23 protein-coding genes are annotated in these 23347 nt (G+C 66.7%); 13 read left to right on the forward strand and 10 right to left on the reverse strand.

Translation table 11 applies throughout. From position 1 onward, the window contains the following. Nucleotides 1–25: 25 nt before the first annotated feature. Nucleotides 26–1249, reverse strand: coding sequence for an EAL domain-containing protein (locus HNP46_RS29275; protein WP_184596133.1), 1224 nt, complete (start codon nucleotides 1247–1249; stop codon nucleotides 26–28). Between the two features lie 280 nt (nucleotides 1250–1529). Here HNP46_RS29275 and otsB point away from each other — a divergent pair, with 280 nt between their 5' ends. From otsB to otsA, 3 genes are read left to right on the forward strand one after another with little or no spacing between them, the layout of a single operon-like run. Then, nucleotides 1530–2345: a trehalose-phosphatase gene (gene otsB / locus HNP46_RS29280; RefSeq protein WP_260403301.1), complete on the forward strand. Its 816-nt coding sequence runs from the start codon at nucleotides 1530–1532 to the stop codon at nucleotides 2343–2345. After that, nucleotides 2342–4141 (forward strand): glycoside hydrolase family 15 protein, encoded by a 1800-nt coding sequence (locus HNP46_RS29285; RefSeq protein WP_184596134.1) that lies wholly within the window; start codon nucleotides 2342–2344, stop codon nucleotides 4139–4141. Before otsB ends, HNP46_RS29285 begins: the two co-directional genes overlap by 4 nt. Continuing rightward, the gene (otsA, locus tag HNP46_RS29290) at nucleotides 4123–5532 is read left to right on the forward strand and encodes an alpha,alpha-trehalose-phosphate synthase (UDP-forming) (protein WP_184596136.1); all 1410 of its coding nucleotides are present in this window, start codon (nucleotides 4123–4125) and stop codon (nucleotides 5530–5532) included. Before HNP46_RS29285 ends, otsA begins: the two co-directional genes overlap by 19 nt. A 46-nt stretch (nucleotides 5533–5578) precedes the next feature. Here otsA and HNP46_RS29295 read toward each other — a convergent pair whose 3' ends face one another. Next, nucleotides 5579–5746, reverse strand: coding sequence for a hypothetical protein (locus HNP46_RS29295; protein WP_184596138.1), 168 nt, complete (start codon nucleotides 5744–5746; stop codon nucleotides 5579–5581). 290 nt (nucleotides 5747–6036) lie between these two features. On the opposite strand from HNP46_RS29295, the gene HNP46_RS29300 reads away from it, so the two are divergent. Beyond that, nucleotides 6037–6246: a cold-shock protein gene (locus HNP46_RS29300; protein ID WP_017518411.1), complete on the forward strand. Its 210-nt coding sequence runs from the start codon at nucleotides 6037–6039 to the stop codon at nucleotides 6244–6246. 64 nt (nucleotides 6247–6310) lie between these two features. Here the strand turns inward: HNP46_RS29300 and HNP46_RS29305 are convergent, their stop codons facing one another. Further along, nucleotides 6311–7351, reverse strand: a complete 1041-nt coding sequence (locus HNP46_RS29305) for an alpha/beta fold hydrolase (RefSeq protein ID WP_184596140.1) — start codon at nucleotides 7349–7351, stop codon at nucleotides 6311–6313. A gap of 255 nt (nucleotides 7352–7606) precedes the next feature. Here HNP46_RS29305 and HNP46_RS29310 point away from each other — a divergent pair, with 255 nt between their 5' ends. Further along, nucleotides 7607–8008, forward strand: coding sequence for a hypothetical protein (locus HNP46_RS29310; protein WP_081520563.1), 402 nt, complete (start codon nucleotides 7607–7609; stop codon nucleotides 8006–8008). 284 nt (nucleotides 8009–8292) lie between these two features. Here the strand turns inward: HNP46_RS29310 and HNP46_RS29315 are convergent, their stop codons facing one another. Both HNP46_RS29315 and HNP46_RS29320 read right to left on the reverse strand, forming a co-directional pair. Then, entirely contained in the window at nucleotides 8293–8517 is a 225-nt protein-coding gene (locus tag HNP46_RS29315; protein WP_184596144.1) for a DUF2798 domain-containing protein, read from the reverse strand. After that, on the reverse strand, nucleotides 8514–9104 hold the full coding sequence (locus HNP46_RS29320; protein WP_184596146.1) for a flavodoxin family protein: 591 nt from the start codon (nucleotides 9102–9104) through the stop codon (nucleotides 8514–8516). Before HNP46_RS29320 ends, HNP46_RS29315 begins: the two co-directional genes overlap by 4 nt. 109 nt (nucleotides 9105–9213) lie before the next feature. Between HNP46_RS29320 and HNP46_RS29325 the strand changes: the two genes are divergently transcribed. After that, nucleotides 9214–9672 carry a helix-turn-helix domain-containing protein gene (locus tag HNP46_RS29325; protein WP_184596148.1) on the forward strand — a complete coding sequence of 153 codons (459 nt, stop codon included), beginning with the start codon at nucleotides 9214–9216 and terminating at the stop codon, nucleotides 9670–9672. A 348-nt stretch (nucleotides 9673–10020) separates the two neighbouring features. On the opposite strand, the gene HNP46_RS29330 is transcribed toward HNP46_RS29325, so the two are convergent. Further along, nucleotides 10021–10884 carry a LysR substrate-binding domain-containing protein gene (locus tag HNP46_RS29330; RefSeq protein ID WP_184596150.1) on the reverse strand — a complete coding sequence of 288 codons (864 nt, stop codon included), beginning with the start codon at nucleotides 10882–10884 and terminating at the stop codon, nucleotides 10021–10023. Nucleotides 10885–11017: 133 nt separating this feature from the next. Between HNP46_RS29330 and HNP46_RS29335 the strand changes: the two genes are divergently transcribed. From HNP46_RS29335 to HNP46_RS29350, 4 genes are read left to right on the forward strand one after another with little or no spacing between them, the layout of a single operon-like run. Further along, a complete protein-coding gene (locus HNP46_RS29335; protein WP_184596152.1) occupies nucleotides 11018–12073 on the forward strand; it encodes an agmatine deiminase family protein in 1056 nt (351 codons plus the stop codon). After that, complete coding sequence (aguB, locus tag HNP46_RS29340; protein ID WP_184596154.1) at nucleotides 12073–12975, forward strand: N-carbamoylputrescine amidase; 903 nt, start codon at nucleotides 12073–12075, stop codon at nucleotides 12973–12975. The genes HNP46_RS29335 and aguB overlap by 1 nt, the downstream gene beginning before the upstream one ends. 2 nt (nucleotides 12976–12977) lie before the next feature. Next, nucleotides 12978–14075, forward strand: coding sequence for an extracellular solute-binding protein (locus tag HNP46_RS29345; RefSeq protein ID WP_184596156.1), 1098 nt, complete (start codon nucleotides 12978–12980; stop codon nucleotides 14073–14075). 10 nt (nucleotides 14076–14085) lie between these two features. Beyond that, entirely contained in the window at nucleotides 14086–15189 is a 1104-nt protein-coding gene (locus tag HNP46_RS29350; RefSeq protein WP_184596158.1) for an agmatine deiminase family protein, read from the forward strand. Between the two features lie 418 nt (nucleotides 15190–15607). On the opposite strand, the gene HNP46_RS29355 is transcribed toward HNP46_RS29350, so the two are convergent. From HNP46_RS29355 to HNP46_RS29365, 3 genes are all read right to left on the reverse strand, one after another. After that, nucleotides 15608–16372 (reverse strand): SIR2 family NAD-dependent protein deacylase, encoded by a 765-nt coding sequence (locus HNP46_RS29355; protein WP_184596159.1) that lies wholly within the window; start codon nucleotides 16370–16372, stop codon nucleotides 15608–15610. Then, nucleotides 16369–17892, reverse strand: a complete 1524-nt coding sequence (locus HNP46_RS29360) for a sensor domain-containing diguanylate cyclase (RefSeq protein ID WP_184596161.1) — start codon at nucleotides 17890–17892, stop codon at nucleotides 16369–16371. Before HNP46_RS29360 ends, HNP46_RS29355 begins: the two co-directional genes overlap by 4 nt. A gap of 94 nt (nucleotides 17893–17986) precedes the next feature. Further along, nucleotides 17987–19180 carry a GGDEF domain-containing protein gene (locus HNP46_RS29365; protein WP_184596169.1) on the reverse strand — a complete coding sequence of 398 codons (1194 nt, stop codon included), beginning with the start codon at nucleotides 19178–19180 and terminating at the stop codon, nucleotides 17987–17989. Nucleotides 19181–19393: 213 nt separating this feature from the next. Between HNP46_RS29365 and HNP46_RS29370 the strand changes: the two genes are divergently transcribed. The 3 genes from HNP46_RS29370 (at nucleotide 19394) to HNP46_RS29380 (ending at nucleotide 22635) form a co-directional block, all read left to right on the forward strand. Beyond that, a complete protein-coding gene (locus HNP46_RS29370; protein ID WP_184596171.1) occupies nucleotides 19394–20014 on the forward strand; it encodes an FMN-binding negative transcriptional regulator in 621 nt (206 codons plus the stop codon). Nucleotides 20015–20125: 111 nt separating this feature from the next. Continuing rightward, entirely contained in the window at nucleotides 20126–21304 is a 1179-nt protein-coding gene (locus HNP46_RS29375) for a DUF1624 domain-containing protein (protein ID WP_184596173.1), read from the forward strand. Continuing rightward, on the forward strand, nucleotides 21301–22635 hold the full coding sequence (locus tag HNP46_RS29380; protein WP_311771851.1) for an OprD family porin: 1335 nt from the start codon (nucleotides 21301–21303) through the stop codon (nucleotides 22633–22635). Before HNP46_RS29375 ends, HNP46_RS29380 begins: the two co-directional genes overlap by 4 nt. Here the strand turns inward: HNP46_RS29380 and HNP46_RS29385 are convergent, their stop codons facing one another. Further along, a complete protein-coding gene (locus HNP46_RS29385; RefSeq protein WP_184596174.1) occupies nucleotides 22636–23037 on the reverse strand; it encodes a hypothetical protein in 402 nt (133 codons plus the stop codon). Nucleotides 23038–23347 lie beyond the last annotated feature (310 nt).

Genomic DNA, 23347 nt, shown 5'->3' on the forward strand with positions numbered 1-23347 from the left:
CGACAGCCGTTTTCTTTTCTGTCCGTCATTGCGCCGGACGAATCGCCGGGACCGCTTCCAGTTTCTGCAGACGCAGCGGAGCACCGCGCAGGTAGGTGCCGATCTGGCTGGCGTCCATCGGCTTGCCGAACAGATAGCCCTGGGCGCAGTCGCACTCCAGTTGCTGCAACTGGCGCAGCTGGGCGGCGTTTTCCACGCCTTCGGCAATGACCTTCAGGCCCAGTTCGCGGCCGAGCATCAGGGCATTGCGCAGCACGACCAGACGACGCGGGTCGCCGGCGTTGACGTTGGCGAGCAGGTGGCGATCAAGCTTCATCTCGGTGAACGGCAGCTGCATCAGTCGTTGCAGGGTGGAGTGGCCGCAGCCGAAATCGTCGATCGCCAGGCCGCAACCGAGCAGGCGTAGACGCAGCACGTTCTCCAGGCTCAGGGTGGGCGCGTGCAGCGGCGAGGATTCGGTCAGTTCGAAGGTGATGCGCTGCGGCTCGATCTCCAGTGCGCGCAGGGTGCGCTCGACGCTGGCGGCGAAATCGGTCTGGGCGATCTGCTCGGCCTCGAGGTTGAACGACAGTTTCAGCTCGCTGCTGCCCTGGGCCTGCAGTGCCTCCACCGCCTGGGCCATCAGCTCGAACAGCATGCCGTCGAGCTTGCCCGAGCGACGCAGGGCCGGGAGGAAGTCCTGCGGCAGCAGCACGCTGCCATCTTCCTGCTGCCAGCGCGCGAGTACCTCGAAGCCGTAGATCTGGGCGGTGCTCACCTGCACCTTGGGCTGCAGGAAGGCACGCAGCTTCCCTGCGGCGGGCAGGCTGGCGCCTTCTGCGGCCTCATCGGCATCGTTTCCCTGGGCAGGCCCCGGCAGCAGGCTCGCCGGCTGGAAATCGCTGAGCAGGGCCCGCAGTCGCTCCAGGGTCGCAGCGTCGTTGCCCAGCCAGAACACCCGCATGCCCTGGATCTGCAGCAGATGGGAGAGGGCGCTCCAGGTGCCCGGCGCCATCTCCCCGCTGACCACGACGCCCTGGGCCAGGCGCTCGCGTGCCACGGTCTGGAGAAACTCCAGGCGCGCCACTGGGTCCAGGCGCGCATCGCAGATCAGCAGGTGGACGCCGCCCTGATTGCGCAACCGGTCCAGCGCGAAGGCGTTGCTGGAAACCTCCGAAAGCATGCTGTAGCCCAGGTGGTGCAGGGCGGTAATGGCGGTGGAACGGTGCAGGCCGGAGGCTTGGAGCACCAGTGCGGAGAGCGGAGACATGGTTTTTCCCGTGGGAGATTGGCCAGGCGCATTCTCAGGAACGGCGTCCTTCCTGTGATGCGGAGGATTCCAGTTCTGCTGTCAGGAAAATCTTATCGGCATCCAGCCGAGTACTTTTTCTCAGCTCCCGCCCGCTCTGGCCTGCGGCTTTGAAGAGATCTTCGATGAAACCCGCGGTCGACCATCGGGGTCTCACATGTTAGGGTCCTTGAGCTCCCTTTCACGTCCGCACCGGCTACCCACGGCCATGCGGCACGCCCTGAACATGGAGAAATGGCATATGTCACGTCCCGCACCACGGGGACCTGTCGACACCGCCATGGTCCCGCCCAGCGAGGCCTCAGCCACGGCGCTGCTGAACCTCTGGCTCAGCCGACCTCAGCAGACCGCCCTGTTCCTGGATGTCGACGGAACCCTCCTGGACATCGCCGAATCGCCCGACGCAGTGGTCGTACCGCGCGGGTTGCTCGATGCGCTCACGCAACTGCATCGCAGACTCGACGGTGCCCTGGCCCTCATCAGCGGCCGCCCGGTCGAAGAACTCGACCGGCTATTGCAACCCTTGCGCCTCGCCGCCAGCGGCGGCCACGGCGCCCACTGGCGCGAAACCGGCGACAGCCCCTTGCGCCGCACCACCAAAGACCTGCCCGCCTGTGTGCGGGTGCAACTGAACGCCCTGGCGAACCGGCAGGTCGGAATCCTTGCCGAGGACAAGGGCAGCAGCTACGCGCTGCACTACCGCTCCGCGCCCTCTCTGGCCGCCGGGCTGCGCGCCGAACTGCAGGCACTGCTGCAGGCGCCCGAAGGCGCCGGGCTGCGCCTGCTCAGTGGCAAGCAGGTCTACGAAGTCGTCAGCGCGGGCGTCGACAAGGCCCAGGCGATCCAGCGGCTGCTGGCCGTGCCGGGCTTCGCCGGGCGCCTGCCGCTGTACATCGGTGACGACGTCACCGATGAGCCTGCCATCGCGCTGATGCCTGCCCTGGGCGGCCTCGGCCTGTCGGTCGGGCGCGCCTTGCCCGGCGCCAGCGCGGTATTCAGCGACGCGGGGCAGGTCCGTGGCGCACTCATGCAAGCAGCAGGAGGAAACCATCGATGACGAATCGGCACGAAGGTGCTCTGGAACTGGGCCTGATCGGCAACTGCCGGGTGGCCGCCCTGGTCGACCCGCAGGCACGACTGGTCTGGTGGTGCTACCCCAATTTCGACAGTGATCCGGTGTTCTCCCGCCTGCTGGCCGGCGACGACGAGAAGGGCTTCGCCGACGTGGTGCTGGAGAACCAGGTCAGCAGCAGCTCGGATTACCAGCGCAACACGGCGATCATCACCACCGTGCTGCGCGACGACAAGGGCGCGGCGGTGCGCATCACCGACTTCGCTCCGCGCTTCCTGCAACACGGCCACCTGTATCGTCCGGCGCAGCTGTGTCGGCTGATCGAACCCATCGCAGGCGTACCGAAGATCACCCTGCGCGTGCGTCCCACCCATGGCTATGGCAAGCCCAGCCAGGGTGCCAGTGGCTCCAGCCACATCCGCTACCTGGAGGGCGACGAGCCACTGCGGCTGACCACCGACGCGCCGCTGGCCTACATCCAGCACGAGACGCCGTTTGCCCTGCGCCATCCGGTGAGCCTGGTGCTTGGCCTAGACGAGCCGCTGGGCAACGCGCCGGACGAAGTGGTCCGCGATTATCTCAAACGCACCCAGAACCATTGGCACGATTGGGTGCGCGGCCTGGCCATCTGCTTCGAATGGCAGCAGGTGGTGATCCGTTCGGCGATCACCCTCAAGCTGTGCAACTTCGAGGACACCGGCGCGGTCATCGCCGCCGTTACCACTTCGATCCCCGAGGCGCCGGACTCCCAGCGCAACTGGGACTACCGCTACTGCTGGCTGCGCGACGCCTACTTCGTGATCCTCGCCCTCAATCGCCTGGGCGCCACGCGGACCATGGAGGGCTACATCGACTTCATCACCACCGTGGCCAGCGGCGGCGCCGAACTCAAGCCGCTGTACGGCATCATCCCCAATCAGGACCTCACCGAACGCATCGAGCCGGACCTCGCCGGCTTTCTCAATCATGCCCCGGTGCGGGTCGGCAACCAGGCCGTGGAGCAGAACCAGCACGATGTGTTCGGCTCGGTGGCGCTGGCGGTGCTGCAGAGCTTCGTCGACGAACGCCTGCCCAACCCCAGCAGCGAAGGCATGCTGCAACTGCTGGAGAGTCTCGCCGGCCGGGCGCTGCACGCCGCCTTCGAGCCGGACGCCGGCATCTGGGAGTACCGCGGCCGCCAGCGCGTCCACACGCACTCCGCGCTGCTCTGCTGGGTGGCCTGTGATCGCGTGGCGCGCATCGCCAAGCGCCTGGGCCGCAGCGAAGAGGCCAGCGGCTGGACGGAGAAGGCGGCCAATCTGCGCGCCCACATCCTCGCCGAAGCCTGGAGCGAGAAGAAGCAGTGCTTCACCGGCGCCTTCGGCCACGACGACCTCGATGCCAGCGTGTTGCTGATGAACGAGCTGGGCATCATCGAGGCGGACGATCCGCGCTTCATCGCCACCGTCGACTGCATCGGCCGTGAACTCAACGTCAACGGGCAGATGCTGCGCTACGCCGCGGCGGACGATTTCGGCGTGCCGGAAACTGCCTTCCTGGTGGTCAAGTTCTGGTACCTCGACGCCCTGGCCGCCATCGGCCGCACCGACGAGGCGCGCGAGCTGTTCGAACAACTGGTCGCCGCGCGCAACCGCTACGGGCTGCTGTCCGAGGACCTGCACCCGCACACCTACGAACTGTGGGGCAACATCCCGCAGACCTATTCCATGGCCGGGCTGATCAACTCCGCCATGCGCCTGTCCATCGGTTGGGAGGAAGGCCTATGTCGCGCCTCGTGGTGATTTCCAACCGGGTCGCGATCCCCGACGAGAACGGCCCGGCACCGGGCGGTCTGGCGGTGGCGGTGGACGCCGCCATGCGCAATCGCGAGGGCCTCTGGTTCGGCTGGAGCGGCGCGAAGGCCGAGGAGCCGGGGCCGCCGACCAGGGTGCAGCGCGACAACCTGCAGTACATCCTCACCGACCTGCCCCCGCAGGATTTCGACGAGTACTACAACGGCTTCGCCAACCGCGTGCTCTGGCCGATCCTGCATTACCGGGTCGACCTTGCCGAGTTCAACGAGGCCGAGTTCGGCGGCTACCAGCGGGTCAACGAATTCTTCGCCGAGCGCCTGAGCCCGCTACTGGAAGACGACGACGTGCTCTGGGTCCACGACTACCACCTGATCCCCCTGGCCGCCGCCCTGAGGCAGCGTGGGCACGCCAACCGCATCGGCTTCTTCCTGCACATCCCGATGCCGCCGGCCGACCTCATCACCGCGCTGCCGCACCACGACGAACTGATCCGCGCGCTCACCGAATACAACCTCATCGGCTTCCAGACCGAGAACGACGCCAGCAACTTCGCCCGCTACCTGACCCGCGTGGTCGGCGCGGCGACGCCCGATGGCCGGCGTTATCACCTGGAGGACCAGCACTTCCGCGTCGGCGTATTCCCGGTGGGGGTGGATGCCGCCGGCTTCCGCCAGCTCGCCGAGGAAGCCTCGCAGAGCCAGGCCGCCGAGGACCTGCGGGAAAGCCTGGGCGGCCGCGCACTGATGGTCGGGGTCGATCGTCTCGACTACTCCAAGGGCATCGTCAACCGGCTGGATGGCTACGAGCGCTTCCTGGAACGCAACACGGACTGGCACAACCGCGTGACCTGTCTGCAGATCTCACCGGGCAGCCGCCAGGACATTCCCGAGTACGCCGATATCGACGCTGCGGTCAGCGCGCGGGTCGGGCATATCAACGGACGTTTCGGCGCAGTGTCCTGGGTACCGCTGCGCTACGTGGCGCGCAACCACCAGCGCGCCGACATCGCCATGGTCATGCGCCATGCGCGGATCGGCCTGGTGACGCCGCTGCGCGATGGCATGAACCTGGTGGCCAAGGAATTCGTCGCCGCCCAGGACCCGGACGATCCTGGCGTGCTGATCCTCTCCCAGTTCGCCGGCGCCGCCGCCGAGCTGGGCGGCGCGCTGATCATCAACCCCCACGACCGCGATGCGCTGGCCGATGCCATGCTCCAGGCCCTGCGCATGCCGCTCAGGGAACGTCAGGCGCGCCACCGCGACATGTACGCGGTGCTGGAGGCCAACGACATCCGCTACTGGGGCCCGAGCTTCATCGACGCGCTGACGCGACCGGGGAGGGCGCTGAACTGGCTGTCGAACCATTACCTCAGCCACTGAAACGAAAAACCCCGCGATGGCGGGGTTTTCTTCGGGCCTTGCAAGGCTAGGGGGCCGGTTTCTTGCCCTCGGACTTCGCCCATTGCGACTTCCGCTCGACCTTCACTGCCAGCTGGCCAACGGGAATCTCCTGGATTTCGCCGCCCTGGGAGAGGAAAGCGGCAATCTTTTCATCAAGCTCCGAACGTTCGCGAATCAGCTGTGAATCAGTCATGAAGTCACCTTTGCGTTGGGCGCCAAACCGGCCCGGCCAGCCTACACGGGTTTGCCGGATCGTGCCTGGATAGGTCGACCATTTGTCAAAATCACCACTGGTCGTGAAAAAAAGCTATGAATCGGCGCCAAACCTTGTATTCTGCATGGGCTGCCTGCCCAGTAACGAGTTCCGCGACTTGATGTTCTTCTACAAGATGCTCCATCTCCTCGGCACCTCTTCACTACGCATTCAGCTCATCGCCGGTCGGCTTTCGGCCGGCCTTTAGCATTCTTTTAGGAGACAACATCATGTCCGATCGTCAAAACGGCATCGTCAAGTGGTTCAACGCTGAGAAGGGCTTCGGCTTCATCACCCCGGAAAGCGGCCCGGACGTATTCGTTCACTTCCGTCAGATCGAAGGCAACGGCTACAAGTCCCTCGACGAAGGCCAGAAGGTCAGCTTCGTTGTGACTGCCGGCCAGAAAGGCCCGCAAGCTGAACAAGTTCGCGCTGTCTAATCGACATCGCTGACTGAAAAGCCCCGCTTCGGCGGGGCTTTTTCATGGGCGCGAAAAAGTTCGTTCAGAACCTGCTGACGTCGATCACCGCCTGCGCGAACGCCTGGGGCGCTTCCTGCGGCAGGTTGTGGCCGATGCCGCCGGTGAGCGTGCGGTGCTCGTAGCGGCCGGTGAATTTCGCCGCGTAGGCCTGGGGTGGCGGGTGGAACGCGCCATTGGCGTCGCCTTCCAGGGTAATGCTGGGCACCGTGATGGGCGGGGCGCCGGCCAGTTTCCTTTCGAGCTCGGCGTAGCGAGCCTCACCTTCCGCCAGGTCCTGACGCCAGCGGTAGTTGTGGAGCGTGATGGCCACGTGGTCGGGATTCTCGAAGGCCCTGGCGCTGCGTTCGAAGGTGGCTTCGTCGAAGTTCCACTTTGGCGAGGCCTGCCTCCAGATCAGCCGGGTGAAGTCGCGGGTGTTCTTCGCGTAGCCCGCCGCACCGCGTTCGGTGGCGAAGTAGAACTGGTACCACCAGAGGAATTCGGCCTCCGGCGGCAGCGGCTGCCGGCCGGCGGCCTGATTGCCTATCAGGTAGCCGCTGACCGCCACCAGCGCCTTGCAGCGCTCTGGCCAGAGGGCGGCGATGATGTCGGCGGTGCGTGCGCCCCAGTCGAAGCCGGCGAGCACGGCCCGCTCGATCTTCAGGGCGTCCATCAGCGCGATGATGTCACTGGCGACGGCGGCGGGCTGGCCGTTGCGCATCGTCTGCTCGGAAAGAAAGCGCGTGCTGCCGTAGCCGCGCAACCATGGAACTATCACTCGAAAGCCCTGGGCGGCCAGGGCCGGTGCCACGTCGACGAAGCTGTAGATGTCATACGGCCAGCCGTGCAGCAGGATCACCACCGGGCCATCCGCCGGGCCGTCCTCGGCATAACCGACGCTGAGCAGGCCGGCATCGATCTGGCGGATCGCCTTGAACTGCGTATGGGCGCCGGCTTTCAGTGCGGGCACTGTTCTGCTCTTTTCACTGGCGGCCAGCGCTATGGCGGGCAACTGCGTGGCGGCCAGGGCTACCGCAGCCAGTCGCATCAGGTCGCGACGGCTGTTATCGAAATGCTGCGACATGTCTTTTCCTTGTGGGGTGGGCCGGACAAAGCCTAGGCGAGCATGTAACGGCTGGCAGGAAAATTCCGGGACGAACGGCACGAAAGCGCGTTCTTGAGCGAATGCGAGGGAATTTCCTGCGTGCTGGCTGTCTCATCAGGTGAGGAAAAGTCTGGCCAGGGCTGGCGGCCTCGGCTTATAAAACCCCTTCGCCGCTGTAGACCCGCAGGGATGGCGGCCCCACGAGATCAAGGAACGATGATGCGACGAGTCACGATGATTCTGCTCGCTGCCGCCCTGCTGCAGGGTTGTGCGCACCAGAAGACCGGCAACCAGTGCGAAGACAACTTCAACACCGAAGGGGGCTTCATTGCCGGCAAGACCTTCACCTCCAACGTCCAGCTGGACATGCCGGTCGCCAAGGTCTTCGACCGCGCGCAGAAGACGCTGGTGAAGGAAGGTTTCACCATCCAGAACGCCGACGAGAAGAGCGGCACCATCTCCGCCTACCAGGGCGTGATCCTCAGCAGCCGGAACGCACCGTTGAACGTCGTGGTGGAAAAGTCGGGCTCGGGTTCGAAGGTCAGCTACGTCTTCGTCACCCTGGGTGGCATGTACACCACCGAGGGCGCGGTGCGCGACGGCTTCTGCCGGTTCACCGACGGAATCCGGCAGTAAGGCCCTCGCCAGCGGCTCCTCCAGGTCTCGCCGAAGCTCTGCTGCGGGCGGATGCCCATCGCGGACGGAGTCCGCTCCTACGGGTTCGATAGCGTGCGTAGGAGCGGACTCTGTCCGCGATGTTCTCACGCCGCACCGGGGCAAGGGCATGGCTTTGTAGGATGGGTGGAGCGGAGCGATACCCATGCTGCGGGTGCTCCGGGGCGATGGGTATCGCTGCGCTCCACACCATCCTACGTTCGAGGTTCCCTGATGTTTCGCAGGAGCCGACGCCCGCCGCGCTCCTACGCGCGGACCAGCTTCTCGACCAGGCGGCGGGTGAGTGGGGCGATGACCAGCACCAGCGGGAAAGCGATGCTCCAGCTGGTGAGCCACGCGCCCAGCCAGAGTTGGGCGAAGGCTGGCGTCGTGCCGATGGCGCGCCAGGTGGCGAGGCCGGAGATCAGCAAGGTCATCACGCCGGACAGGATCAGCGCGAACAGTAGCGGTGCGTAGCGGCGGGCGATCATGCGTGGGTCTCCTGTGCACTTTCGAACTGCGGCTGATGCAGGTGGCTCAGGGTTTCGGCGAAGTGCTGGCCGAACATCCGCGCGGTCTTCAGGTCGCCGGGACAGAAGTCCGCGGCGGTCTTGTCGGCTTGGGCCATCAGGCCGGACCAGGAGCCCAGGCGGTTGGCCGCGTCCTCGACGGGCACGCCCAGGTGCTGTTCGGGGAGGATCGGATTGCCGGCCCAGAGCATCCCGTGCTGCATGCAGAAGGTGAACAGCGAGATCAGCGTGGATTGCTTGTCGCCCGCCGGCAGCGCCGAGACGGTGAAGCCGGCGGCGAGGCGGCCGCGCAGCTTCTGCTGACGCCAGAGCGGCCCGGTGGCGTCCATCAGGGCCTTTAGCGGCGCCGAGACGCCGCCCAGGTAAGTGGGCGAGCCAAGGATCAGGCCGTGGTAGGCGAGCAGGGCTTGCGGGCGCTCGATCAGCTCCTGCGCCCTGAGCAGGTGGACGTCGCAGCCCGGTACCAGGCTGGCGCCGCTGGCGATGGTCCGGGCGATGCGCTCGGTGCGGCCGCTGGCGCTGTGGTAGACGATGGCGATGCTTTTCATGGGATTCTCCAGTGGGGTCACGCAAGGTCGAAGCGCCGAGCGGATTGACCGCGAGGGGCTTTGGCGTGAACCTACAAGTTCAAGCGAACTTGAAGTCAAGAGGTGCTCCATGGATATCGCTGACGTGGCCAGACGCTCCGGCGTACCGGCATCGACCCTGCGTTTCTACGAGGAAAAGGGACTGATCGTCTCGCTGGCCAAGCCTGGTGCGCGCCGTCAGTTCGCACCGCAGATTCTCGACCAGTTGGCGCTGATCAGCCTGGGGCAGTCGGCGGGTTTCAGCCTGGAGGAAATCCGCTCGATGTTCGCCGGCGACGGCGGCACGAACATCGACCGGCAGATGCTCGCGGCCAAGGCCGACGAGCTGGACGCCACCATCCGGCGCCTGCGGGCGATGAGCCGCGGGCTGCGGCATGCGGCGGCGTGTCCGGCGCCTAGTCACGCGCAGTGTCCGACTTTCCAGCGGTTGGTGAAGGCAGCTGGGGAGAGTGCGCTGGAAGGGAAGAAGGAGCGCGGGAAGTTGAAGCAGGGAAAAGCCGGATCAGCCGGGCTTTCGTCGGGTGAATAACTCGGAGCGGGTTATCAGCCGGTTTGGCTGATAACGCTGTTGGCGTTATGCGCCCTACGGTAGTGAAAATTCGGCGCGGGGGCGGCCCTCACCCTAACCCTCTCCCGGAGGGAGAGGGGACTGCCCGGTGTTGGGTGAAACCACGGCATCAGTTTCGTAGGGCGAATAACCCGGAACGGGTTATCCGCCGGTTTGGCGGATAACGCCGTAGGCGTTATGCGCCCTACGGTCTTGAAAGCTCGGCGAATGGGCTTTCTGTAGGAGCGAGCTTGCTCGCGAACCGCCTCCAGGTTGTGGAGTGGCCGGCTAGCCTTGTTCGCGAGCAAGAACTGGGCGTCCCCCTCGCTCCTACATGTAAGGCTCCAGCGCGGTGGATAGCCACTCGCAGAACCCCACCGCCTGGGCATTGCGCTCGCTCTGCTGGTGCACCAGCAGCGACCAGTTCGGCCCGCGCACGGTCTGTTCGCTGAGTGGCGTCAGCAGGCCATTCTGCCGCGCATCCCCGGCCAGCAGCTGGCTCACCAGAGCCACGCCCAGCCCCTGGCTGGCCGCGTCCAGCAGCAGACCGGGGTCGGAGAAATTCAGCCCCTCGCTGCGCTGGCCGACGTCGGCGCCGCCTTGCACTTGCCAGTGCGCCCAGTCCATTTCCCGTTCGCCGTGCAGGGTGGTGCGCGTCGGCTCCGCCTGCTTCAGCACGGACGGATGGCAAGCCGGGTAGAGGCGATCTTCCAGCAGCACGCGGAAACGGCAGTCGGCCTGGGCGGTGAGGTCGTCACGCACGGCGATGTCGATGGTCTGGGTGGCCATGTCCGGGGTTTCGTCGGTGGTCAGCAGCCAGAGGTCGATCTGCGGGTGGCGCGCGTGGAAGTCGCCCAGGCGCGGCACCAGCCAGTGGCGGGCGAAGGCCGGGGTGGTGTTGACCACCAACTGGTTGGGCTTGCGGTACTGGTCCAGGCGGCGGATGCCGACGGCCAATTGCTGCAGCATCGATTGCGTGGTGCTGAGCAGATCGGCGCCGGCGTCGGTCAGCGCCACCTTGCGTCCGGAGCGGTAGAACAGCGGCTGCTCGATGAAGCTTTCCAGGCTGCGGATCTGCTGGCTGATGGCCGACTGGGTGAGGTGCAGCTCTTCGGCAGCCTTGTGGAAGCTGCCCAGGCGGGCGGCGGCTTCGAAGCCGCGCAGGGCATTCAGGGGTGGCCAGTGCTTGAGCATGATCGATAAGTCTGTCTAATCAGATTTACGCAAAATCTATCGTTTGTTGTCGCGTTTTTACAGGCCTAGCATGGTTATCAGGCGCCGCTTAACCCTTTCCTTCCGATAAAAATTCCTTACCAAAGGTTCGAATATGCATCGCAACGACGATAGGCAGAACGGCTGGCGCATGCCCGCCGAATGGGTCAACCACGCGGCGACCTGGATGGCCTTCCCGCACAACCGCCCACTTTGGGAGAGTGGCTGGCGCGTAACCCTGGAGCAGGTGCAGGAGGACTTTGCCGGGGTCGCCAATGCCATTGCCCGCTTCGAGCCGGTGAAGCTGGTGGTGGACCCGTCCGCCATGGCCCGCGCCGCCGAGCTTTGCGGGCCGAACGTGGAGCTGGTGCCGCTGCCGATCGACGACAGCTGGTGCCGCGATTCCGGCCCGACCTTCGTCTGCCATCCGCAGCACGGCGTGGCCGGCGTCAGCTGGCGCTTCAACGCCTGGGGTGGCAAGTCGGTGCATACCCTGGATGAAGGCCTGGGACGGCGCGTCCTCAACCACCTGGGCCTGGACTGCTTCGGCACGCCGCTGGCCAACGAGGGCGGGGCGATCCATGTGGACGGCGAGGGTACGCTGATCACCACTGAGTCGGTGCTGCTCAACCCCAACCGCAACCCTGGCGTCAGCAAGCGCGAGATGGAGGAAATCTTCAGCCGCCTGCTGGGCGTGACCAAGACCATCTGGCTGCCGGGCGACCCGCAGTACGTCACCGGCGACATGACCGACGGCCACGTCGACGGCGTATGCGCCTTCGCCCGTCCCGGCGTGCTATTGGTGGATGCGACCCATGACGCTTCCAGCACCTACGCCGAAGTGGCGCGGGAAAACCGCCGTGCGCTGGAGCTGGCCACCGATGCCCAGGGCCGTTCCTTCGAGCTGATCGAGCTGTTCGAAGCCAGCGCGGCGGTGGACCCGGAGGCCGAGGTGTTCTGCGCGTCCTACACCAACTTCTACCTGGCCAACGGCGCGGTGATCATGCCGGCCTACGGCATCGCCGCCGACGACGAAGCCGCCGCGGTTCTGGCCCGCGCCTTCCCCGGCCGCGAAGTGGTGCCGGTGCGCATCAACAACCTGGCCCACGGCGGCGGCGGCGTGCACTGCATCACCCAGCAGCAGCCGGCCTGGCCGCTGGGAGGTCTGTGATGGGCAAGCTGACCGTCGCGGTCCTGCAGTTCTCCTGCAGCTGGGACCTGCCGCGCAACCTCGCCGAAGCCGAGCGCCATGTGCGCGCGGCGGCGGCCGCCGGGGCGAAGCTGATCCTCCTGCCCGAGCTGTTCGCCACGCCGTACTTCTGCATCGAGCAGGACCACCGCCACCTCGCCCTGGCCCAGCCCTACGAGGACAGCTCCATCCTGCAACGCTTCGCCCGGTTGGCGGCGGAGCTGGAAGTGGTGCTGCCGATCAGCTGGTTCGAGCGTGCCGGTAACGCCTATTTCAACTCGCTGAGCGTGGCCGACGCCGACGGCCGCCTGCTCGGGGTGTACCGCAAGACCCATATCCCCAACGCCATCGGCTACCAGGAGAAGGAATACTTCAGCCCCGGTGATACCGGCTTCCGCGTCTGGGACACCGCAGTCGGCCGCCTTGGCGTGGGCATCTGCTGGGACCAGTGGTTCCCCGAGTCCGCTCGCTGCCTGGCGTTGCAGGGCGCGGAAATGCTGCTGTTCCCCACCGCCATCGGCTCGGAACCGGGCGCCGAGCAGCTGGATTCCCGCGACCACTGGCAGACCGCCCAGCGCGGTCACGCCGCCGCCAACCTGCTGCCGGTGCTGGCGGCCAACCGCATCGGCGAGGAAGTGGCGCCCAGCGATGACGCCCTGCGCATGCGCTTCTACGGCTCTTCCTTCATCACCGACCACAAGGGCGCGCTGCTGGCCGAGGCTGGGCGTAATGAGGCCGCCGTACTGGTGCGCGAGCTGGACCTCGACCTGGCCCGCGAAGAGCGCCTGACCTGGGGCGTCTACCGCGACCGCCGCCCGGAAATGTACGGCCCGCTGCTCGGCCTCGACGGCCGCCACCTGCATCCGCGCTGGCAAGGAGTCTGACCATGCACAAGCACCTGCTGATCGGCGCGCTGGGGTTTTCCCTGGCGTGCGCCCTGCAACCGGCCGTGGCGGAGGAGAAGGTTCTGCGCCTGTTCAACTGGGCGGATTACTTCGCCCCCGACACCCTGGCGAATTTCACCCAGGAGACCGGCATCCGCGTCATCTACGACGTGATGGACAGCAGCGAGACGCTGGAGGCCAAGATGATGGCCGGGCACAGTGGCTACGACCTGATCTTCCCCGGCAACACCGTCGCCGAGCGGCTGATGCGTGCCGGCGCCCTGCAGAAGCTCGACGAGAGCAAGCTGGAACACCTGGGCGAGATCGAAGAGGGCCTGCAGAACCTGCAGACCCAATACCCGTACTCGCGCCATGCCGTGGTGCCCTACACCTGGGGCAGCATCGGCCTGACCTTCAACCAGGCGAAGATCGAGCAGCGCATGCCCGGCGCGCCGGTGAACAGCCTGGACATGCTGTTCAAGCCGGAGCTGGCCAAGCGCTTCGCCGACTGCGGCATCTCGATGATCGACTCGCCGGACGAGGTGCTGGCCGTGGTGCTCAACTACCTGGGCCGCGACCCGCGCAGCGGCAAGCCGCAGGACCTGGCCGACGCGCTGGCGACGCTGAACGGCATCCGCCCGTACATCCGCAAGTTCCAGTCGCAGCCGGTGACCCAGCTGGTCAACGGCGACCTGTGCCTGTCGCTGGGCTACAGCGGCGACGTGATCCAGTCCCAGCGTGCCGCCGACGAAGCGAAGAAACCCGAGCGCTTCGAATACCGCGTGCCGCGCGAAGGCACTTCGGTGTGGATGGACACCATGGCTATCCCTGCAGACGCGCCGCACCCCGAGTACGCCTACGCGCTGATCAACTACCTGATGCGCCCCGAGGTGATGGCGGCGATCAGCACCGCCACCGGCTACCCGACCTCCAACGCCAAGGCGCGGCCGATGGTCGAGGCGAGCATGCGCAACAACCCGGACATCTATCTTGATGAACAGGCCTACGCGCGACTGTTCCCCGGCAAGGACATCCCCCAGCGCGACATGCGCGCGCGGATGCGCACCTGGACCAGCTTCAAGACCGGCACCGGCGGCTGAGGAGGCGAGGATGATGACACGCAGGAACCTGCTCGGCGCCGGCATGACGCTGGCGACGGGCCTCGGGCTCGGCCTGGGCCGCGTGGCCCTGGCGGCCGAACGCTGGTACATGCCCGACGAGCACCGCAAGCAGGAGCGGGTGTTCGTCGCCTATGCGGCGAGCGCCGACATCTGGGAAGACATCGCGCCCGACGTGAACGCCACGGTGGCGCGGCTGGCCCGCGCCATCGCCGAGTTCCAGCCGGTGACGGTGCTCTGCCGGCCGGAGCAGCAGGCCGAGGCCAAGCGCGCTTGCGGAGGGCAGAGCATCGACTTCCTGCCGCTGCCGGTGGATGACATCTGGGTGCGCGACTACGGCGGCTGCTTCCTGGTCAACGATTCGCCGGGCGGCCTGGCGCTGGCCGACTTCAACTTCAACGGCTGGGGCGGCAAGCAGACTGCCAAGCGCGATGGCCAGGTGGCCGCCGCGCTGGCGGAGGAGCTGGAGGCGAAGGCCATCGTCAGCGAGCTGTGCGGCGAGGGCGGTGGCATCGAGGTGGATGGCCACGGCACGGCGATCTTCACCGAAAGCTGCTGGGTCAACGGCAACCGCAATCCGGGTTGGGACCGCTCGCGTATCGAGGCCGAACTCAAGCGCGTGCTGGGGCTGCGCAAGGTCATCTGGCTGCCGGGCATCCGTGGCAAGGACATCACCGACGCCCACGTCGACTTCTATGCGCGCTTCGTCGAACCGGGCGTGGTGCTGGTCAACCTGGACAACGACCCGCAGTCCTACGACCACGCGGTGACCCGGCGGCACCTGGAGATCCTCAAGACCGCCACCGACGCCGACGGACGCCGGCTGAAGCTGCACACGCTGCCACCGCCGCTGAAGCCCAAGCCCAGCGCCTACAACCGCGACAATCCCGACTTCGCCGCCGGATACATCAATTACCTGCCGGTGAACGGCGCGGTAATCGCGCCGAAGTTCGGCGATGCGGCGGCGGACGAGCATTGCCATGCGTTGCTCGGCGAGCTGTATCCGGACCGCGAGATCGTCCAGCTGAACATCGACCCGATTGCCGCCGGGGGCGGGGGTATTCATTGCGTGACCTTGCAGATGCCGGCGGTGTAGCGGTTCGTGGGCAAGCTCGCTTCCATGTGATGTTTCTGCGTGTGGGGCGGCCCTCACCCTAACCCTCTCCCAGAGGGAGAGGGGACTATTCGGTGCAGGACGAAACCATGGTGTCAGTCGGCACGGACGGCTCCCTCTCCCCCAGGGAGAGGGTTGGGGTGAGGGGAGTCCCTGGCACAAACCAGCCGGAAAGGCAGTTGCGCCGCACGCTCGGTCTGTAGGAGCGGACCTTGTCCGCGAATCCTTCACAGCGCTGCGTGATAAGTGGAGAACCTCGACCCTAGGATGGTGCGGAGCGAAGCGCTAGCCAGGCTGTCGGCGTGGCGGGAGATGGGCATCGCTGCGCTCCACGCCACCCTGCGTTGAGCAGTCCAGCCTGGCCGTAGGGCGGATAACGCCCAAAGCGTTATCCGCCGTTCTACGCTGCCGGAAACGCCGCTTCGATCAGCGCTGGCAGGGCCACGCCAGCGGCGCTGGCGATGGCGAAGTCGCGTTCGCCGTGCAACGGAGCGGGAGCGGGGTTGATGTGCAGGACGGTGGCGCGCCGGCGCCAGGCGATCTCGGGGATTTCCGCGGCTGGGTAGACCACGCCGGAGGTGCCGATGGAGATCAGCAGGTCGCACTGTTCGGCGGCCTGGAAGGCGTAGGTGAGGGCTTCCATCGGCAGGCTCTCGCCGAACCACACCACGCCGGGGCGCAGCGGGCCGCCGCAATGGGCGCAGGCCGGCGGCGGGACGCGGCGGCCGGCTTCGGGTTCGTCCGGTATCGGCAGCGGCGTCTCCGGCTCGCGCTGGCAGGTGAAGCAGCGCGGGCGCTCCAGCTGGCCATGCAGGTGGGTGACGTTCTGGCTGCCGGCACGCTCGTGCAGATCGTCGACGTTCTGCGTGATCAGGCTGAGTTTCGGCACCTTGCCCGCCAGCTCGGCGATGGCCAGGTGCGCGGGATTGGGCTGGGCGCGGTGGACCACGCTGCGCCGCCATTCGTACCAGCCCCAGACCAGCGCCGGGTCGGCGCGAAAGGCCTGGGCGGTGGCCAGGGAGGCGGCATCGAAGCGTTCCCAGAGTCCGGTCAGAGCGTCGCGGAAGGTCGGGATGCCGCTCTCGGCGGAAACTCCGGCGCCGGTGAATACCACGATGTGGCGAGCACTGCGCAGGGCTTCGAGCAGGTCTGAAGCGAAGGTCACTGTCGGCTTTCCTGCGGGGGCGGTGCGATCTCCAGGCGATTGCGCCCGCCGGCCTTGGCGCGGTACAGCGCGCGGTCGGCGGCTTCGATGAGGGATTGCGGGCTGCTGTCGCTGCCACCGGGCAGGGTGGTGATGCCGATGCTCGCGGTGATGCGGCCCAGCGGGCTGCCGGCGTGGGTCAGGTTGGCCTGCTGCAGGCGTTGCATGAACTGCTGGGCCACGGCCAGCGCGCCGTCGGCGCCGGTGTTGGGCAGGATCACGGCCAGCTCCTCGCCGCCATAGCGCGCCGCCAGGTCGCCGGGGCGCCGCACACTGTCGGCCAGCACGCGGCCGATGCGCCGCAGGCAGTCGTCGCCGGCCGGGTGGCCGTAGGTGTCGTTGAAGCGCTTGAAGTGGTCGACGTCGATCAGCAGCAGACCCAGTGGCGCGCGTTCGCGGTGGGCGCGGCGCAACTCGGCAATCAGGTGGTCGTCGAAGCTGCGGCGGTTGTCCAGCCCGGTCAGCGGGTCGCGCGAGGCGAGCACTTCCAGTTGCTGGTTGGCCTTGAGCAGCTCCTCGCGGGCGTCGCGCAGCAGGCGTTCGGTGCCGATGCGGCGCTGGATGGCGAGGATCAGCAGGCTGCCGATGACCACCACGACCATCAGCAGGCCGAAGGCGATGGCCACCGTGCGCAGGGCGTCGGCGCGCCAGGCGGCGAGGGCTTCGTCCTTGCCCAGGGCGACCGAGGTCACCAGCGGGTAGCGCTCGTTCTTGCGGAAGGCGTAGATGCGCTCGATGCCGTCCAGCGACGAGGGGAAGGTGGCGCTGCCCACCGTGGCGTTCTCCAGGTACTGGGTGAAGATCGGCGAGCGCGACAGCACGCGGCCCATGTCGCTCTCGCGGAAGGGGTAGCGCACCAGCACCTGGCCACTGCGGGTGGCCACGCCGATGGCGCCGCTGCGGCCGATGTCGATCTTGCCGAACAGGCGCAGGAAATCCTGCACGCCGAGGGTGGCGACTATCACCCCGGCGAAGTTGCCCTGGGCGTCGTTGTAGCGGCGGCTGACGGTGATCACCCAGACGCCGGTGGCGCGGCTGTGGATCGGCTCGCCGATGTAGGCGTCCAGGGACGGGTTGTCGCGGTGATGGATGAAGAAGGCGCGGTCGGCGCTGTTGGCGCCCGGCGGGAAACGCCCGTTGGAGGTCATCAGCCAGTTGCCCTGGGCGTCGTAGATGCCGACGCCGTTGAGCTGGGCGAGCAGGTGCTGCTGGCGCTGCACCAGTTCGTTGAGCCGCTGCAGCTGCGGTGCGTCGCGGCCTTCGTGTTCCAGGCGCTCGGCCAGGCCGAGCAGCAGCATGGAGCTCTGGGTGACGATGCCTTCGACGTAGGTGTCCAGCGCCTGGGTCAGGTTGAGGTTGTGCGTGGTGGTCTCCTCCAGCGTCCGCTCGCGGGCCGACCACAGCTCCCAGGCCGTGGCGATGGCCACAGTGAGGCTGATGATCGACAGCAGGAGGATGGCTAGGCGGATATCGCGTTTCACACTGGCCTCGATGGGTCGTTCCCTGTGGCTATGGCATCGCCCGGCGACGGAGCAGGGCGACGCCGGCGGCGCGCGCCGGGGTGGGTGTCGTTCCTCAGACGCCTTCCTGGCCGTCGAGTTGCACGCGGTTGCGCCCGGCCTGCTTGGCGCGGTACAGGCGCCGGTCGCAACGGGCGAGCAGTTCGCGCGGCTCGTCCAGCCCGCTGTCGTTGGCCATCGCCGCGCCCAGGCTGATGGTCAGATGGCGCAGGCGGTCAGGCCGGTAGCAGTGCTCGATGCCCAGGCTCGCCACCTGTTCGCGCAGGCGTTCGGCGACGCAGCGCAGGTCTTCGGCATTGCCCGCCTCGAGCAGGATGGCGAACTCCTCGCCGCCATAACGATAGACGTTGGCGCCGCCACCGCGCAGGGTGCTGACCAGGCACTCGGCGACCTGACACAGGCAGCGGTCGCCGGCCTGGTGGCCGTAGTGGTCGTTGTAGGGCTTGAAGTAGTCGATATCGGCCATCAGCAGGGCGAAGGGCCGGCCATGGGCGCGCATGCCATGCCAGCACTCGTTGAGCTGCAGGTCCAGTGCGCGACGGTTGCCGACCCCGGTGAGGCCGTCGGTGGCGGCCAGCTCCTGCAGGCGCAGGTTGAGCGAGGCCAGTTCGCTGCGCTGGCGCCGTTCTTCCAGGTCGGCGAGGAAGGCCTGGCGCACGCCCTGGATGTTGGTCCAGCTGATGAACAGGCTGAACAGCGCGATCGGCAGGTAGACCAGGGTGAAGATCAGCAGCGGCTTGGCGGCGCCGTCGTGGATCAGCCAGACGTTGTAGAGAATGATCGCCGAGATGATCGCCGAAACCAGCGCGATGCCCTTGAAGGAATAGCGCACGCCGAGGTTGCCCAGCAGCACGAAGACCACCGAGGCGTAGAGGAAGAATTGCACGTCGGGCGAGGCGCTGCGCTTGAGCAGTTCGAACCAGGCGATAGTGGAAATGATGTCGTGCACCGGCATCAGCATGTCCATGACCAGCACGCTGCGGCTGAAGCGGAACACCAGGAAGATGTTGAGCAGGCCGACCAGGCTCAGGCCGGTGCGCAGGAACAGCGATTCGCGGGCCATGTCCGGGATCAGCAGGGCATCGGCGAGCACGTAGGAGTCGTAGGCGGCCATGGCGATGAAGTTGATCGCCAGCAGGAAGCGCCGGTAATGCTGGATCACGTAGGCCTTATAGGCGTCGTGCTGGCGCGGCGCGATTCTCCCGCGGTGCTGCCGGGGAGAGGGGCGGGGGAATTCGGGTGCGGTCATCGAAAGTGGGAGCCTGTGTCTGCCATCCGGGGCGAATGCTGGCCAAGGGCTAGAGTAGGGTGGCGGCACCGTTGCCGTCCAGCAGGGCAATGCATACGGTGTACCAAATCGTCGGTCACCCGGGATTGGCTCTGTAGCCAGGGGTTGTAATGGATCTTTATAGGGTGCCAATGCGGCGGCATGATGACCGCACTTCCTGCTTTCGAGGCTTCCATGTACGTACCCACACACTTCGAGGAAAACCGCCCGGACGAGCTGCACCGGCTGATCCGCGAGCATCCCCTGGGCATCCTGGTCACCGCTCACGACGGGCTGCTGGACGCCAACCACCTGCCGTTCGAACTGGAGCTCGCCGGCGCCAAGCCGCTGCTGCGCGCCCACGTTGCCCGGAACAACCCGGTGTGGCAGGAGGCCGACGGGGAAGAGGTGCTGGTGATCTTCCGTGGCGAGCACGCCTACGTCTCGCCCAACTGGTACCCGAGCAAGCACGAGGCGCACCGCCAGGTGCCGACCTGGAACTACCAGGTGGTGCATGTGCGTGGCCGCCTGAAGGTGATGGACGAGGAGCGCTTCGTCCGCGGTGTGGTCGGCCGCCTGACTCGCACCCATGAAGCCGGCGAGGCAAAGCCGTGGAAGATGAGCGACTCCGCCCCGGAATTCATCAGCGGCATGCTGGCGAATATCGTCGGTATCGAGGTGGAGATCACCGAGATCATCGGCAAGTCCAAGCTCAGCCAGAACAAGGAAGAGCGCGACCGCCTGGGCGCCGCCGAGCGCCTGGAGCAGTTGGGCAATGGGGAGCTTTCCACGGCGATGCAGCGCGCCATGGATTGACGGAAGGGCCGTGAAGGCCCGGTCCAGACGTGTCCGCATGTTGCAAAGGGTTGGCAGGTTGCTTGAGTGGAATGTAATAATATTACAATTCACTCGCCATCGATTCCCCCTATGACTTCCGCCGCCACACCTGCCATTCCGCTTGTCGCCAACACTGCCACCCGTCTGCACTCCATCGATGCCCTGCGCGGGCTGGTGATCCTGTTCATGTTGCTGGACCATGTCCGCGAGACGTTCTACCTGCATATGCAGGTGGGCGACCCGATGGATGTGACCCAGACCGACCCGGCGCTGTTCTTCAGCCGCACCCTGGCGCACCTGTGTGCGCCGGTATTCGTCTTCCTCACCGGGCTTTCCGCCTTCCTCTATGGCGAGAAATACCAGGGCCGCGCAGCGGTCTCGGCCTTCCTGTTCAAGCGCGGGCTGTTCCTCGTGCTACTGGAAGTCACCCTGGTGAATTTCGCCTGGACCTTCCAACTGCCGCCGCAAGTCATCTACCTGCAGGTGATCTGGGCCATCGGCCTGAGCATGCTGGCGCTCTCCGCGCTGGTCTGGCTGCCGCGCGCGGCGCTGGTGGTGCTGGGCGTTGCACTGGTGGCTGGGCACAACCTGCTCGATGGCGTGCATTTCGCGCCCGGCCATTGGGCCCATGTACCCTGGGCGGTGCTGCATGATCGCGGCTGGATCGAGGTGGGCGAGGCCCTGCGCCTGCGCACGTCCTACCCGCTGCTGCCGTGGATCGGCGTGATCGCCCTGGGCTACGCCGCCGGGCCCTGGTTCGGTCGTGGCGCCGATGCCGGCCGGCGCACGCGCAACCTGCTGCTCGGCGCGGCCATCGCCCTGGGCGGCTTCATCGTCCTGCGCCTGAACAACGGTTACGGCGAAAAGCCCTGGGGCGCCGGCGACAGCGACCTGCAACTGCTGATGAGCTTCTTCAACATCACCAAGTACCCGCCGTCGCTGCTGTTCCTCGCCCTGACCCTGGGCATCGGCCTGCTCCTGCTGGTGTTCTTCGAGCGCCGCGGGCAGGGCGCCCTGGCCCGCTGGCTGGCGGTGTTCGGCGCCGCGCCGATGTTCTTCTACCTGCTGCACCTGTACGTGCTGAAGCTGCTCTACCTGGCCGCCGTGGCTGTTTTCGGCCTGAACCACGGGCAGTACTTCGGCTTCGATGCGGTGTGGGCCGTCTGGCTGGGGGCGCTGCTGCTGATCGCCGCGCTGTATCCGCCAGTTCACTGGTTTGCCCGTCTCAAGGCCCGCCGCCGTGACATCGCCTGGCTGAAGTACCTGTGAGGCTGCGCAGTTCTGCCGTGCTGCTGGCGCTGTCCAGCCCGGCACTGGGAGCCGGTGCGCAGGGGGAATCCGCCGGCTTCGTCGAGGACAGCCGCTGGAGCCTGCTCAACCGCACGGTGTTCGACCAGCGTGAGTACCGCCACGGCGACCGTAACAGCGGTGCGCGCAACGCCTACAAGCCGAGAGGCGAGCGCAACGGTTATGCCCAGGAATGGGCCTACGGGCTGATGGGCAGCCTGCAGTCCGGCTTCACCCAGGGCAGCGTCGGGCTCGGGCTGGACGCGCACCTTTACCAGGGCGTGCTGCTGGACAGCGGCGGCGGGCGCGCCGGCAAGGCGCGGCTGGTCGGCCTGGACAACGATGGCCAGCCCAAGGACAGCTTCGCCCGCGGCGGCGCGGCGCTGAAGGCGCGCGTCTCCTCGACGACCCTGTGGTGGGGCGAGCAGCGGGTGAAGACGCCGGTGTTCAGCTCCTCCGACAGCCGCCTGCTGCCGGAAACGGCCACCGGCTTTTTCCTCTCCAGCGAGGAGTTCGCCGGGCTGCGGCTGGTGGGCGGGCACTTCACCGAAAGCACTGACCGCAATGCCTCCAGCCATGATCGCGGCTTCGTGGTGAACTACTCCAACGGCCGCCAGGGGAATGCGTTCGACCTGGCGGGTGTCGCCTATGCACCGACCAAGGCGGCGAGCCTGAGCCTGTTCACTTCGCGCTACGAGGACAGCTGGCGCCAGGACTACCTCGGCGGCACTCTCAGCCAGCCGCTGGATGACGGGCAGGAGCTGTCGCTGAACCTCAACCTCTATCGCACCCGCGATACTGGGCAGGCGCTCTCCGGGCGCATCGACAACATCACCTGGAGCCTGCTCGGCGGCTACGGCTTCGGCGCGCAGCGGCTGAGCATCGGTTACCAGCAGGTCGATGGCGACACGCCGTTCGATTACGTGACGCGCGGGGCGATCTTCCTCACCAATGCGGTGCAGCTGTCGGACTTCAATGCGCCCAACGAGCGCTCCTGGCAGTTGCGTTATGACCTGGACCTGGCTTCCTTCGGCGTGCCGGGGTTGTCGATGGCCGCGGCCTATGTGCGCGGCACGGGCATCGATGGCAGTCACGTCGACCCGCGTGGAGGCTACGCGTACCTGGGCTACGGCAAGGGCGGCAAGCACTGGGAGCGCGACCTGATGCTGCAATACCGCGTGCCGGAAGGCCCGGCCAAGGGCCTGCGGCTGGTGCTGATGCACAACAGCCACCGCGCTAACGCCGCGCAGGCGGAGCTCAATACCGATCAGCTGCGGGTGGCCGTGGAGTACCCGCTGGACGGCGGCTTCTGATCAGAGCCCGCCAAGCAGGTCGTGGGAATCGAGCAGGCGCCAGGCGATTTCCGGGTTCTTCTCCAGGCCCCGGCGGATCGCCGCGGGAATGGCCTGGCGGATCTTGCGGCAGAGGCCGGGCTGCTCGTCGAAGTCGAACTCGATGCCGCGCATGCTGCGCACTTCATTGAAGCCGGGGGCGATGTGCAGGCGGATGCCGAGCTGCTCGAACAGCTTGTGCTGCATGCGCTCCAGGTCCGCCAGGTCCTTGAGGTTCTCCAGGCGCTCCAGCAGGCGCTGCTCCTCGTGCCGGGTCAGCAGGAGGATGCGCAGGTCGGGGTTGGGGCTTTGCAGCAGGCGTTCCCGGTCGCAGTTGCAGGCGCCGGGCGGGCATTGCTGGCGGAGCGGGGGAGTGGTGGGCATGTCCCGATCATAGCGGGGGATCGGGAGTTTGCGCAGGGGCGGTCTTGTTTTAGTAGGAGCGAGGGGGACGCCCAGTTCTTGCTTGCGAACAAACCCCGCAGCGGGGCGGTTCGCGAGCAAGCTCGCTCCTACAGTTTGGGTCAGGTCTTGGTAGTCGGCTGTAGGTGGTCTGCGGCCCCCTGACCCTCTCCCGGAGGGAGAGGGGACTGTTTCGGTGCGGGCTTTCACTTGGGTGTCAGCCGGCTGACTTCCGACACTTGAACCATCGCTCGGACGGCCCCCTCTCCCCTGGGGAGAGGGCTGGGGTGAG

Origin of the sequence: Pseudomonas nitroreducens (assembly GCF_014204515.1) — a bacterium.
GTDB classification, from domain to species: domain Bacteria; phylum Pseudomonadota; class Gammaproteobacteria; order Pseudomonadales; family Pseudomonadaceae; genus Pseudomonas; species Pseudomonas nitritireducens_A.